This is a genomic window from Paenibacillus sp. OSY-SE (assembly GCF_000283315.1).
GTDB classification, from domain to species: domain Bacteria; phylum Bacillota; class Bacilli; order Paenibacillales; family Paenibacillaceae; genus Paenibacillus_B; species Paenibacillus_B profundus.
The window spans coordinates 14339-27517 of record NZ_ALKF01000167.1 but is presented as its reverse complement, the minus strand read 5'-3'; the positions used below and the strand labels follow the sequence as shown (position 1 = coordinate 27517).

General features: G+C 48.5%; 12 protein-coding genes, 1 pseudogene and 2 riboswitches. Of the genes and pseudogenes, 9 read left to right on the top strand and 4 right to left on the bottom strand.

Translation table 11 applies throughout. The annotated features are described in order from the left end of the window. Window positions 1-55 precede the first annotated feature (55 nt). Both A372_RS0109285 and A372_RS0109280 read left to right on the top strand, forming a co-directional pair. On the top strand, window positions 56-352 hold the full coding sequence (locus tag A372_RS0109285) for a hypothetical protein (RefSeq protein ID WP_019420564.1): 297 nt from the start codon (window positions 56-58) through the stop codon (window positions 350-352). A 90-nt stretch (window positions 353-442) separates the two neighbouring features. Next, entirely contained in the window at window positions 443-3265 is a 2823-nt protein-coding gene (locus A372_RS0109280) for an endo-beta-N-acetylglucosaminidase (RefSeq protein WP_019420563.1), read from the top strand. A 766-nt stretch (window positions 3266-4031) separates the two neighbouring features. Here the strand turns inward: A372_RS0109280 and A372_RS0109265 are convergent. The 4 genes from A372_RS0109265 to A372_RS0109250 all read right to left on the bottom strand — a co-directional run bounded on the left by A372_RS0109265 (window position 4032) and on the right by A372_RS0109250 (window position 7366). Then, window positions 4032-4814, bottom strand: a complete 783-nt coding sequence (locus A372_RS0109265; protein WP_019420560.1) for a TrmB family transcriptional regulator — start codon at window positions 4812-4814, stop codon at window positions 4032-4034. 79 nt (window positions 4815-4893) lie between these two features. Further along, window positions 4894-5211, bottom strand: a complete 318-nt coding sequence (locus tag A372_RS0109260; protein WP_019420559.1) for a hypothetical protein — start codon at window positions 5209-5211, stop codon at window positions 4894-4896. Beyond that, on the bottom strand, window positions 5208-5828 hold the full coding sequence (locus A372_RS0109255) for a DUF1361 domain-containing protein (protein ID WP_019420558.1): 621 nt from the start codon (window positions 5826-5828) through the stop codon (window positions 5208-5210). Before A372_RS0109255 ends, A372_RS0109260 begins: the two co-directional genes overlap by 4 nt. Before the next feature lie 503 nt (window positions 5829-6331). After that, on the bottom strand, window positions 6332-7366 hold the full coding sequence (locus tag A372_RS0109250) for a tagatose 1,6-diphosphate aldolase (RefSeq protein WP_019420557.1): 1035 nt from the start codon (window positions 7364-7366) through the stop codon (window positions 6332-6334). 261 nt (window positions 7367-7627) lie between these two features. On the opposite strand from A372_RS0109250, the gene A372_RS0109245 reads away from it, so the two are divergent. From A372_RS0109245 to A372_RS0109215, 7 genes and pseudogenes are all read left to right on the top strand, one after another. Then, on the top strand, window positions 7628-8440 hold the full coding sequence (locus A372_RS0109245; RefSeq protein WP_019420556.1) for a class I SAM-dependent methyltransferase: 813 nt from the start codon (window positions 7628-7630) through the stop codon (window positions 8438-8440). 88 nt (window positions 8441-8528) lie between these two features. Next, window positions 8529-8661, top strand: a riboswitch (cyclic di-AMP (ydaO/yuaA leader). Between the two features lie 6 nt (window positions 8662-8667). After that, window positions 8668-9399, top strand: coding sequence for a CAP domain-containing protein (locus tag A372_RS0109240; protein WP_019420555.1), 732 nt, complete (start codon window positions 8668-8670; stop codon window positions 9397-9399). A gap of 177 nt (window positions 9400-9576) precedes the next feature. Next, the gene (locus tag A372_RS0109235; RefSeq protein ID WP_019420554.1) at window positions 9577-9945 is read left to right on the top strand and encodes an ArsR/SmtB family transcription factor; all 369 of its coding nucleotides are present in this window, start codon (window positions 9577-9579) and stop codon (window positions 9943-9945) included. Window positions 9946-9974: 29 nt separating this feature from the next. After that, window positions 9975-10439 (top strand): annotated as a pseudogene (locus A372_RS33670) (arsenic resistance protein); the annotation flags it as partial. A gap of 124 nt (window positions 10440-10563) precedes the next feature. After that, the gene (gene arsC, locus A372_RS0109225) at window positions 10564-10974 is read left to right on the top strand and encodes an arsenate reductase (thioredoxin) (RefSeq protein ID WP_019420552.1); all 411 of its coding nucleotides are present in this window, start codon (window positions 10564-10566) and stop codon (window positions 10972-10974) included. A gap of 289 nt (window positions 10975-11263) precedes the next feature. Continuing rightward, a complete protein-coding gene (locus tag A372_RS0109220) occupies window positions 11264-11569 on the top strand; it encodes a hypothetical protein (RefSeq protein WP_019420551.1) in 306 nt (101 codons plus the stop codon). A 242-nt stretch (window positions 11570-11811) separates the two neighbouring features. Then, window positions 11812-12855 carry an FUSC family protein gene (locus A372_RS0109215; RefSeq protein WP_019420550.1) on the top strand — a complete coding sequence of 348 codons (1044 nt, stop codon included), beginning with the start codon at window positions 11812-11814 and terminating at the stop codon, window positions 12853-12855. 93 nt (window positions 12856-12948) lie between these two features. Beyond that, window positions 12949-13122, top strand: a riboswitch (M-box (ykoK) riboswitch). Window positions 13123-13179 lie beyond the last annotated feature (57 nt).

Genomic DNA, 13179 nt, shown 5'->3' with positions numbered 1-13179 from the left:
TACGAAAAAATCCTCGTAAATGAGAAAATGATCAAGAGAGAAAGAAGGTTGGAACATGGCAAAGTGGTCAAAGGTTCTAAGGTTTACGAAGGAGTCCGCTGGTTTCATTCCGACAGAGTCGGGGGTATATGTATTTTTAGGCGAACTGAACGGAAATTTATATCCGCTTATCTATGTAGGTCATACGGACAATCTTCGAGATCGCTATTTGAATGACACGAAGGGAGCAAACCGTTACGTGACTGAACATGCCGTGAACTATCGCTTTCTGCTGGAAGCGGAGCTTGCTGAGAGAGAAAGCATCGCGAATGAGTTGATTCAAGAACGAAATCCGGTAGGAAATGCTTTTTGATTTGATTTTTGCAATATTTTTGTTAGGATTAAGCATGTAACCCTTTTCATTTCTTAGAAAACATCATATCACGAAGAGAGGTACTGTTCGATGGATTGGAAACCAACATCTGCTATGAACATCACGAAGAATGACAAGAAAGATGCGTTGAATTGGGCGGCAGCCGCAGAAACCCCGCGCGGACCGGAACAACCTTATCTGCACGGCTATAATGCCCGGGAGCTAAGAGAATGGTCCCCGGGAACGGACCCATATGCGCCGTACTTCCGTTCGAGAGTGCCGCTTGCGAAGCGGATTAAGCCATTCCAGCCAACGCAGGCTCATCCGGAATTGACTGATGCGGCGAAGGTGATGAACCTGTCTGCCGACTATGACAAGGAAGAGTGGTTCGGCTCCTACCGGTATAATGACAGCTTTAGCCGCAATATTCTGAAGTTCTGGCAGTATCAAGATATTTATGCTTCTTGGCACGGATTGCCGGTGTACGGCTCGCCGACAGAAGAAGGGGAGCATGAATACGGAGTCGTCAACATTCCTAACCCGGCCTACACGGATGCGGCGCACCGCAACGGAGTCATCAGCCTGGGCTGCTGGTTCTGGCCGCGCAACATTGACTTTGGCGAACTGGTTGAAGTGACGGAAGACGGTCGGTTCCCGATTGCCGACAAGATGGTTGAGATGGCTCATTACTTCGGGTTCGATGGCTACTTCATCAACCAAGAAGCTGCCATTAGCGAAGAGCATGCCATCAAGCTGATGGAGATGCTGAAATATTTGCGCGATCGTGGCATGTATGTCAGCATTTATGACTGTTTGAGCCCAACGGGGGAGCTGCAATACATTAACTATTTCAATGAAAAGAATGCTCCTTGGGTTATGGAACAGCAAGATGGGCGCAAAGCGAACGACAGCATTTTCATCAACTATGCGTACACGCCCGAACGGTTGGAGAACAGCAATTCCTATGCTCGAGAAATCGGCCTGGATCCATTTGAAGCGCTGTACTCGGGCATCGAGAACGACAAGTTCCGCTTCGAACGCGGCAACGAGTTGAAGACGGTGTTCCGTGAAGATGCTTCCCGTACGCCACGCACCAGCTTGGCCCTGTTCGGTACGGATATGGTATGGCACAGAGCGCCGAATCCGTCGGACCCGAACATGCAGAAATACGTCGAACACCGCGAGCGGCTGTATTGGTCCGGAGGGAACGGCAATCCTGCGCAAAGCGGTCGGGCCATCGGCGCTGAATCCGAGAGCTGGGACGGTATCGCGCACTTTATTGCAGAGCGTTCCGTTATCGGTAACTATCCTTTTGCGACGCGATTCAACAACGGTCACGGCCTATTCTTCTTCTTGAACGGACGCACGGCATCCGCCAAAGGCTGGAACAACATGAGCGCGCAAGATATTTTGCCGACATGGCAGTGGTGGACTGCATCGAAAGGGGAACCGCTGGCGGTCGATTACGATTATGGCACGGCATGGAACGGAGGTTCCTCTGTCAAGGCCGAGGGCGTACTGAGCGCCGGCATGGCAACGGATATCCGCTTGTTCAAAACTGAATTGCCGGTTCAACAAGATGTGGAACTGACTTTCACGTACAAGACAGAAGTAACGCATCAAGGACGTTCGGGCATGGAGATCCCTGCGAATGCGATTGGCGTACAGGCGCTTCTATTCTTCACAGAAGAACCTGCAACTCCGGTCGTTGTCGATTGTAGTGCAGGTGTTAGCAAGGATTGGACGACGGTGACAGCTAACTTAGGAACATATAAAGGACGAAGCATTGCAGCGATCGGTATGCGCATCGCTTCTGCCTGGAGCGAGGATGCAGAAGTGAAGGTCAACCTTGGCGAGTTGAAGCTGACCGCAGGCGCGGGGATGCCGGCACCGAAGGCTCCATCTCAATTTAAGGTTGCTCAGGCGTTCTTCGACGACAAGCAGGCATCCTTCTATCTGTCGTGGGATTTTGCTGAAGATTGCGATACCGATAACATATGGTACTATGATCTGTATCGTGTCCGCGATGGGGAACGTGAAGCGATTGGCCGCATCTTGGATGGCGTCTACTATGTGAAATCGATCGACCGCCACGGGGAAGAGACGATTACGTTGGAAGCAGTGGCTGTGAACGTCGAGGGAACGGAGAGCGAAGCCTCCGTCATCACTTGGCAGTGGGGAGACGGGGAACGGGCTGAATACAGCTATGAGCCTATTCCAGCAGAGCACATCGTGCCGCAGTATAATGCGGAAGAGGATATCGTCCTTGAGGCCGGCTGGTCCCGTTATTTGAATGTCCGTGTTACGCCTGCTACGGCGTCCAACCTGGCATTGACCTGGAGCTCCAGCGACGAGAAGGTTGTAGAGGTAGATGAACGCGGTCAGCTTACAGCCATAGCGTCAGGAACCGCGTCTGTCACGGCGCAAGCTGGGGAAGTGATGGGCGAAGCGGGCATATCGTTCCGTGTCGGCGTTAAGGTTGTCGCACCTGTTGCGCCACCGGAGCAAGGCGTGTCGCTGCAAGCTGAACAGTACGACCGTTCCAACGGTCTGTTCATTCCGGGCAACTACGTTCATGTGCGTGATTTGCATTTTGCCGATTGGATGGCGTTCGATGATGTTGACTTCGGCGAGCAGGGCGTAAGCCGGATTACAGTTCGCGCTGCGGTATTGACCGAAGATACACGCATGCAAATGATGCTTGGCGGACCGGAAGGCAAAGCCGTAGTGGATATGGAGCTTCCGCTGCACGATGGCAAGCTGGCTCCGTTCTACAAGGAATATACGATAGAGCTGGCGGAACGGCTGACAGGCAAGCAGAATCTGCACATTGCATTCACGAATTCGAATATCCGTAAATGGCAAGTGCGCGATGCGGGCATTTGCGATATCGATTGGATTCATTTTGCATAATGGAGTTACGATTTCGAAAGAGGCCGCTTTATCCCGTGATATCAGGGCAGGGATCTAATATAAGATGAATTAGATTGGTTTCCTGTCGAAGTAAGCTTCATGAAGTGAGCTCCATTGGAAAATATACAGTCAAATGTGCGGATTAGATGGTTAGTCGGCACGTGGACTGTATTTTGTACAGTGGATTGGGCTGTTTTTCAGCGATTGGTGTGAAATGGGGGCAAAGCACTGGATGAAATCCAATGGAACTTTCTTCGGAAAGAGGATACGCGCTAATCCATTGTACGAAATCCAATGCAAGCTTAGACTCGGAGGCACGAACCAGCCTTCAGCTCAGCATTTGCTCTTCTATGTTCAAAAAGAAGGCGAGGCCAGCGTGTGAACGGCGGTCTCGCCTAATGATCGAATTAACGTGTCAGTAGCGTCTGTATTTCGGCACGCAATGCTTCGTTACCGGCAATGATGCCTGAAGCGCCCCAGGTAAACGCCCCTCCATTCACGTCCGTCACGCTGCCCTGTGCCTCTTGGACAACCCGTATTGCATGGAAGAACTCTTTACGATACGCATCATATACCATTGCAAAAACAGGCTGCCCGTCCTCGATCAGGCAGAGGGACATGGACCAGAATGCAAAGTCCTGATGTAAATGAACGCCTCCGTCGACTGGATCAAATACCCAGTAGGCATATAGAGTTCTCCTTCAGTTAATAATGGTATTCATGAATACTACTATGATTCAGTTAAAAAAAGAGGGAATACCGCAGGTTATTCAAGTATTTCCCTGTAAGGATTGATGATCTTGTCATAGTGCTGCCCATACTTCTCTGCCAATTGATTGCCGAAATCCCGCTCAATCCGATCCATAATGACGTCGTGATAGAAGCCGTTTTGCAGCAGCTCGACCACGGAAGGATGATCGGTTTCCAATGCGGACAGCTTGAGTGACTTGCCGAAGCTGCCAATGAGCGCGGAACGGGAGTCGCAGAGAATGGAAAAACGTCTGGGTTCCAGATACTTCCACTCTTCGCTCCGCCTATGCACCAAAACATGCTTTAATCGGGTATGGCATTCGCCGATGGAAATAACCGTTACCGCAACACCCCGTCGTTCCGCCTCCAGCAGCGACTCTTCGAACCAGCTTACATCTTCCGCCCATATGTCCGCCACGATGCTTTTATCTGCATTGGACAACAAACGTCGAATGGTCGTTTCCAGCGCTTTATCGCCCTGCCAGTTATAGAACGACGCGGACTTCCGTGAAGGGGACTGCAATTGCTCCAGCAGCGTGTGGGCTGTCTGTTCAAAATCCGTCTTCAGCAGTCGAACGAGCTGCTCAATGGGCACGGCGCCGTATAAAACAGGTTCGGCTTCAACCGCCCGGCATATTCCTTTGTCTGTCAAAGACCGGAGTGCCGCATACACATTTGAGCGGGATACAGATACTTTTTTGGCCACCTCATAACCCGATATGTTCGGTTCTTCATGCAGTACCAAGTAGCATCTTGCTTCCAGATCGGATAAACCGATTTTCCGAAGTTCATCAATCAAATGAGTTACCTCCTTTTTGCAATGTTTATTATAGTGTTATTTTAAAATACTACTTTTAGTATATCAATACATTGTTCACTTATCCGGGAGATGAAAGCCACCCAAAAAAGACGAAAAACAACAAATATTGTATAAGAATGAGGACATAAACTCGTCTCCAAACTTTTCGTGCTTGCGGATCTAATCGCTCAAAAGCATAGCCTGCACGTTTTTCTAATTTTCTAATTTGATAAACATACATATTAAGACCAAACAACAGTATAAACCCAATACAGCCCCACAACACAGATTTTTCATAACGATACAGCAGTCTTGAAACGTAAACTTGTGTAAATAACATAACAACACCTATCGTGATCATCCATACCGTAAATAACCAAGTGTGAGTGTCATTCATAACGAATTCCGCCTTGAATCTGAAAATAACCACCACATGATGAACTGCAGCATACTCATCCAACCTATGAATAGCAAAGAATCCCCATTGATTGAACTCAATACCTGACTAACTAACGAGAATGGCTCTGTAAATAAATGAATAGAGTGAAAACGCAGAAATCTTCCTATGTAGACCCCAATGCTGCACAGGATGATAAAAGCCAATAGGATCGTCTTGCTCCACTTTATATGTAAGATAAGACTGTGAATCTGTTTTAACATAAGAATGTAATAATAAATAGCCAATACTACTCCGCTTATTAAAACAAAAAAGTTCCACCATTCCTCAACAATCAAACCTTTTTTAAAATTAAACTCAAAAATTTTGAGATGAATGAGATCCGTTATCACGTAAAGGACATTAGGGGATAACAGTATAAAAACAATATAAAAAGCGGCACTAACGGGGATTTCCCGCTTGCTCTTTGCTTTAAATAAGGGCAATAAAAAAGCAAGCTCCAAAGCGGCAAAAGCGAGAAACATATTTAATATCATAAATGAATAGGCCGTATCAAAAATGATAAGCATCAGTATATAGGCGAAAAAACAAAGTCGTGCTTTTGCGCGTTCATCCATGAGAAACCTCCTTTACATTGATCCGGGACTGCTGCAGATGTGGTCAAGCCGATTACATCGCATGTATAGACACGAGGTGAGTGTCCGCCCTTTTTGTTCCATCCTACGCTGAAAATATGGCTGCACGATACGCAAATATTGTAGCAAAATGGCTTAAAAAATGATATTTATGAACCTTACAGGACACTTACACTTTTGTAATGTGGAGTTGATGTGAATCTGACGTTTCATCCCCGCATCTCTTCCCGAACGGGCCGGACATCTTGGGGTATGTGAGCAGGTTCTATATATACATACTCGACATCGAATATTCCTGAATATCCGAACAAATCTCCGAATTTCGGATATGCAACGCGCCGTTTTTTGCTGCCGACATCTCGATCTCCACAGCAAGATGCTGATGTGTGCCGATGAGGACCGAACGACGCAGCAAAGCCCCTGTCCAAGAAAGCCCCTGTCCGTCTTGGACAGGGGCAGTCTTAAATCAAGCGCCTGCAGTGCTCTTATGATTCGGTAATGACGATCTGATCCTTGCCGCCATACACCGTCCACCAAGGCTTCGCCGCTTGCTGCAGCACTCGATTCAAATGCTCCATGCGCTGCACGCCTTCATCCTTCAGCCATGCGCGCAGGCCAGTATCGCCATTCTCGCCATACACGGCAATGCCGTCTTGCCAAGTGGCGCGGCCACAGAGCACGCCTGAGAACGGAACGCCTGCTTCGCCAGCGAACTCCAGCGTCTCGATGAAGTCCTCGTTCGAGACGCCGCCGCTCAAATAAATAAACGGAACCGTCGCAATTGACGCCGTATCCCTGAAGTGCTGCAGCGCCTCTTCGCGCGTATATACCGCTTCCGCTTCATGGCCCCGGTTCGCTGCCGTGCCAGACACGTATGTCATGTTGACCGGCACTTCGACCTTGAGACAGTCGAGGTGATACTGCGGCTTCGTGAATTCGCGCATGCTTTTCTTCACTTTTTCCGGCTTCACCTTAGCGTATTCCGGACCCTTCGCATCGGCAATGTCGTCACAATACGTGACCGGTTCGAAGAAGAACGGAATATCGTTCGCCTTGCACTCGGCGCCGATACGCTCGATGAACGCGTGCTTCTGGTCGTTAATGTGCGCCGCATCGTCTGGGTCGTAGTACATCAATATTTTGATGGCGTCTACGCCTTTGTCCGCATAACGGCGAACAGACCACTCCGGCAGCAGGTCGGGGAGGCGCCCTTGGACGGTCGCGTCATAACCGGTCTTCTCGTAAGCGATGAGCAGTCCTGCCTGCTTATCACGCGCTTCCGCTGCGCTCCAGCCAAATTCCGGATCTAGCAGAATGGCCGTGCTGTATGGGGTCAATTCCTCGGTTACGGCCACCTTGAATTCTTCCACATGCTTCACGTCGGCTTCGTGGCCGAGCGCCTTGGTCAGCGACTTCTTCAACGAACCGCGCTGATCGAGCGCTGTTGCAATGACCAATCCGTGTTCGTCCGACAAGCGCGTTAACGCTTCGTATTTGCCTTTTGTCATCTGTACTTTCATACCAAGCACCCCAATCGTACATTTTTCCTTCACTACTTCATTACATCAATATTCCCATCATGAAACGTTTCATGAAGAAAAAATAACAAATACAGAACATTCATGAACGATTTTCAACAAAAATTCAAGTCTTTTCGTTGTGACTCTGCTTCCAGCTCCATTTGAAAACGGTGACGTTAGCTCTAGAAATGAATTGTCAGAATGTGCCACTGCGTGCTATATTCAACTGATATATCGGACAATAAGGGGGAAGGGATGTAGATGAGTCAAATGATAAACTATTATTCTTCGTTCGACGAATGGGGACGTCTCGAGCGGGAACCTTTGGAGTTCACGGTCAATTGTCATTATATTAAATCGCACCTCCCGGAAAAAGGACACATCTTGGATATCGGGGCAGGTCCCGGAAAATATGCGATAGAGCTAGCGAAATCCGGATATGACATCACATTGGCGGACATTACACCAAAGCTGGTCGAAAGCGCACGAGAGAAGGTACGGGAATACGGGCTTGAGCGCCAGTTTCAAGGCTTTGACGTTGCCGATGCGAGAAATTTGCAGTTGTATGCCGATGAGCAATTCGATGCTTCTTTGATGTTAGGCCCAATGTATCATTTGCAGCAGGAGGAAGACCGGGTTAGCGCCGCTCAGGAATTGCATCGTGTGACAAAGTCAGGCGGCCTTGTCTTCGTCGCATTCATGCCGAGAATGAGGCACGTGGCAACTTCGCTATTATATCCGCAGCATTGGAAGCCCAATGACACAATAGAAGGGCTGACCGAGTTTATGCGCACCGGAGTTTTCAATCATAGCGACGAAGGAAGGTTTACGGGAGCCTATTATTTTCCCATAGAAGAAATTGAGCCGTTTATGGAAGCGCATGGGTTCGAACAAGTTAAGCTCATCGGATCGGGCAGCATTGCGGGCTTGATGAAGCCGGAGCACTGGCAGTATTGGCGCGACCAAGGGGAAGCAGCGTTTCAATCGATCATGCAAATTGTTATGGATGCAGCAGACAGTCCATACATCCTAGGAACCTCGTCTCATTTGTTGTATATAGGGAAAAAAGTATAGGCTGAACTTCTTACATGGTTATATTTTCATAAAATAACATTAAATTTAAAATGAATCGAACGGGAATCCGTGTTACGATCTGGACGTACCAAAAATAAGGCCGAAGCTCATCTGAGCACGGGGGAACCACACATTGGGGTGAAGTCGCATAGATGCGGCAGGGGGAATCCTCTTTGACCCGAACCCGTCAGCTAACCTCGTAGGCTGCAAAGGGAGAGATAATCTGAATGAAAAATACGTTCAAGAAAGTCGTTATCACGGGAGCACTCGTTCTGGCACCAGTCGTGGCAGCAGGTTCGGCAATGGCCGCTCCGCTGAATGTTGCAGCTCAAGCACCTAATCAAAATCTGACGAACATCGATTGCTCCGGCTTCGATTTCAATACGATACTGCAAGGCAATGAGCAGAACAATCAGAACTTGACCGATATGTTGAACAAGCTGTTTCCTAATACGAAGCCTGTAGTCACACAACCAGATGCTGCGGTACCGGACAAGAGCAAGCCTGAACCGGCGACTCCGGCACCAAGCAAGCCAGCACCAACAACACCTGCAACAGGTACGGAAAATCCGAACCAAGGCGTGACGGCTAACTCCGATTTCGCTGCGCAAGTGGTTGATTTAGTGAACCAAGAGCGTGCCAAAGCAGGACTTGAGCCATTGAAATCGGACGCGGCGCTCACTAATGTCGCAATGGTGAAGGCGAAAGACATGTACGACAACAATTACTTTGATCATAATTCGCCGACCCTTGGCTCTCCGTTCGATCTGATGCAGTCCAAAGGGATCCAATATCGTACCGCTGGCGAGAACATTGCCAAAGGACAACGCACACCGGAAGAAGTAATGAATGCGTGGATGAACAGTGAAGGTCACCGTAAAAACATTCTGAACGCAAGCTATACTTCAATCGGCGTTGCATACTACAATGGTGAGTGGGTACAAGAATTTACAGGATAATGACGAACTTTGAAGCCGAAGCCTGCAGAGCAATCTGCAGGCTTTATTTTGCGCTCGTGAACGGAAAACGATGCAGTTACATAAGAATGGAACAGATGTCATCATAATTGTATTGAATATATAAGCAAATAACTATATGGTGATATTATATTTGATGAAGAAGACAGGAGGTGCAAGATGGAACATATGGATCATGCTGAACAGAAGCATACAGCAATTGAGAACGTATCCGCCTTTTTAAAATTACTTGGCGATCCGACTCGTATGACGATTGTGGCCATATTGTCCCGGCGCGAATGTTGCGTATGTGAGTTGCTTGAAGTATTCGACGTCAGCCAGCCTTCAATCAGCCAGCATCTGCGCAAGCTGAAGGATGCGAATCTCGTCAAGGAAGCTCGTAAAGGGCAGTGGATTTATTATTCGCTGCAGCCCGCGAATCCACACTACGCCCTGCTGCAGGAAATTGTTGGACGGCTGCCTGAACCATCCGTACAGCTGCGTACCATCGAGGCAAGCCAGGCGGCGAATCGGTGCGGCAATGGATGAAGATACGGAGCGCAAGGGAGTGTAAAGCAATGAACAGTACAAATTCGAAGCGATTGTCGGTGTTGGACCGCTACTTGACGTTATGGATCTTTCTCGCTATGGCGCTTGGCGTCGGGCTCGGTTCTATATTTCCGGGATGGGTCGACGGCTTGAATAGATTACAGGCGGGCACGACCTCCATTCCGCTTGCGATCGGCTTGATTCTGATGATGTATCCGCCGCAGGCAAAGGTTCGTTATGAAGAGATGGGGCGTGTATTCAAAGACGTTAAGGTGCTGATCTTATCACTCGTGCAGAACTGGATTATCGGCCCGCTTCTCATGTTCTTGCTGGCGATTCTTTTGCTGCCCGACCATCCTGAATATATGGTTGGTCTCATCTTGATTGGCCTCGCACGCTGCATCGCAATGGTCATCGTATGGAATGATCTGGCGCAGGGAGACACGGAATATGCTGCAGGGCTAGTTGCGTTCAACTCCGTATTTCAGATTTTGCCGCGGTCATCGGACCATTGGTCGAAGTCCCGGTCATGATCGGATTAGTTCGGATCGCTCTGCGGATGCAATCCTCCTTATTCCCAACCAAATCAAAACATCCACAGAGAGTGAGGAAATCGAAATGACAGCGAAAAAGACGATATATTTTCTATGCACGGGCAATTCCTGCAGAAGCCAGATGGCGGAGGGGTTCGGCAAACACTTCTTAGAAGAGGGATGGGACGTGTACTCTGCCGGCATTGAAGCGCATGGCGTCAATCCGAAAGCCGTTCAAGCGATGGCGGAAGTGGATATCGATATCTCTGGACAAACCTCGAACGTCATCGATATGGAGCTGTTGCGCCGCGCTGATGTGGTCGTGACCTTATGCGGTCACGCGAATGAGGTCTGTCCTGCGGTTCCGGCACACGTCCGACGGGAGCATTGGGGATTCGACGACCCGGCAGGGCAGGATTGGTCCGTGTTTCAGCGGGTCCGTGATGAGATAGGAGCACGTATTAAGCAGTTTGCAGAGCTTGGTTATTCGTCATAAATGCAGCACAGCAAGCCTCGACATGCGTCAGGTGTTGAGCCTGCCGAGAAACCCGCAATGAAGAGAAACGAAACCACATGCTATGACCGAGTAAGGTCGTGTGCCTGTGGTTTTTTTGATCTTGCAAACAAAAAGAAGCGCCCTAATTCGGGGTGCTCAGAGCGTTGCATTCTATTTCTACTTGGAAACGGCAGAAACGGACAAGTAATGGCAAGTTTCTGTGCTGATACCTAAAAATTGCGCATATGGTGAAGTATATCTCATTACAGTAAGAACGGAGGTTCTTCCCTTGCACAATAATCCTGCTCACCAGCAGTTGGTTTATCAGGCAGACCCCGCGATGGTTCAAGCCATGCATTCGGCCAGGGAAAAAGTTCACCATGTCTGCAACATGTATAAGGATCGGCATGTGCGAGTTCAGACGGTTGACGGTCAAGTATATGATGGGGTCATCTCAAATGTCGATAGAGATTATCTTTATTTGCATACCCAGCATCCCATGCCGCAACGCTCACTGTACGGTTCGTATTATTTTAATAACGACGTCATTTTGCCATTGGTGTTGTATAATTTGCTGGTCATTTCTTTGTTATAGTCATCAGACAGCGTCTGCTGCACGGTTGAAAAAAAAGAGTCCTTGCACCACTAAAGTGCAAGGACTTATTTGCGCGTCCGCAGCGTCCATATTAAAATCGGCCGCCCTCGCGCGCTCTTACCTCCTGATGCTTGATACAGGCAGACTTGCCGTATACAATAGGAAGGTACTTCATCTCGATACCAATAGAGAAGGAGTAAGTGAATATATTGCGTCATATATTAGTTAAAGGAGGGGTGACTGTGGCATTTGGCGCTAGAGTATTGAAGACGGGGATCGCGGTTACCCTGTCGCTATATATCAGTATGTTCCTGCAATTCAAGACACCGGTCATTGCCGCGGTAGCTGCGATCTTCGCGATGCAGCCGTCCATCTACCGTTCTTGGCGTTATTTTCTGGACCAGTTCCAGACTAATACGGTTGGAGCAGTAGTAGCATTATTGGCGGGGATGGCCTTTTCCAATGCACCGATTGCGGTAGGTATCGTCTGTATTCTGGTCATTATGATATGTTTGAAAATGAAAATGGAAGAGACCGTCGGTCTGACGCTCGTGACGGTCATTACGGTAATGGAAGCCTCGGGACAATGGGATTATGCATTGATTCGATTCGTGCAAATCCTGATTGGCATCGGTTCGGCGTTTCTCATTAACATTTTGTTCTTCCCGCCGAATCCGAAGGTTCAATTCATCGGGCAGATCCAGACCGTCTTCAACAAGATGTCGCTGCTTCTGCGCACGATTATTTCGGATGAGATCAAGGAAGCCGCGTTCCGAACAGAGAAGCAAGCTCTGGAAGACATTATGAAGTCGCTTGCGGATAAGTACAAGCTGTTCGAGGAAGAGACGAAGAAGTTAAAGCGCGCCAAGTACCGGGCTACGCGCCAATTGGTTGTGTACAAGCATCTCTTGAATACGCTGTGGAAGGGGATGGCGGTGCTGAATGCGATTGAAGAGCATTATTTTCAAACAACCCGGACGCCGGAGACGAATAAGTTCTTCGATCATCATCTGGAGATGCTTATCAAATGTCATGAACACGTGCTGCTCAAATTCGAGGACAAGGTAAAGCCAGACAGCACGGAAATTGAACTGATGGAAGCAGAGAACGAATTGTTTATGCAGAAGGCAATGCAGCATTGCGTACAAGAACAGGAAGGGATGCTGCGCCTCTCGATTGTGGCGGCGTCCATGTACGAATATGGTTTTCAGATTGCGCGCCTTGACCGGCTCGTCGGACACGTCGATAAGGAAGAGGACAAAGGACTATTAAACGGCTTGATATAATTGAATTGGAAATAAGCATGATGCCAATATTGGATATCGAGGAAATGGTTGACAAAGGTGGAGTTTAGGGATAGTATTCTCGGTAGTCTGATTATATATCCTCATTAGGTGAGGCTCCTATACAAACAAAGGCCACTGCCCGGAAATATCGAAAGATGCCTACGGGTAGAACAGGAACTGTCGAGCTAAGGCTTTTCTTAAGGTGGCTAAGAAATGATTGTATTTCTTTACGTTGTATAGTGCCAAAGCCCGGTTAAGGGGAGGCGTAAGTAAACACATTTGTTTCATTATGCACCCTCTAGCAGCTATGCTTGGAGGGTTTTA

What these genes read in the sequence shown, in the direction of transcription:
- A372_RS0109285 (WP_019420564.1), top strand. Translation starts at nt 56, where the DNA reads ATGGCAAAGTGGTCAAAGGTTCTAAGGTTTACGAAGGAGTCCGCTGGT.
- A372_RS0109280 (WP_019420563.1), top strand. Translation starts at nt 443, where the DNA reads ATGGATTGGAAACCAACATCTGCTATGAACATCACGAAGAATGACAAG.
- A372_RS0109260 (WP_019420559.1), bottom strand. Translation starts at nt 5,211, where the DNA reads ATGAATGACACTCACACTTGGTTATTTACGGTATGGATGATCACGATA.
- A372_RS0109255 (WP_019420558.1), bottom strand. Translation starts at nt 5,828, where the DNA reads ATGGATGAACGCGCAAAAGCACGACTTTGTTTTTTCGCCTATATACTG.
- A372_RS0109250 (WP_019420557.1), bottom strand. Translation starts at nt 7,366, where the DNA reads ATGAAAGTACAGATGACAAAAGGCAAATACGAAGCGTTAACGCGCTTG.
- A372_RS0109245 (WP_019420556.1), top strand. Translation starts at nt 7,628, where the DNA reads ATGAGTCAAATGATAAACTATTATTCTTCGTTCGACGAATGGGGACGT.
- A372_RS0109240 (WP_019420555.1), top strand. Translation starts at nt 8,668, where the DNA reads ATGAAAAATACGTTCAAGAAAGTCGTTATCACGGGAGCACTCGTTCTG.
- A372_RS0109235 (WP_019420554.1), top strand. Translation starts at nt 9,577, where the DNA reads ATGGAACATATGGATCATGCTGAACAGAAGCATACAGCAATTGAGAAC.
- arsC (WP_019420552.1), top strand. Translation starts at nt 10,564, where the DNA reads ATGACAGCGAAAAAGACGATATATTTTCTATGCACGGGCAATTCCTGC.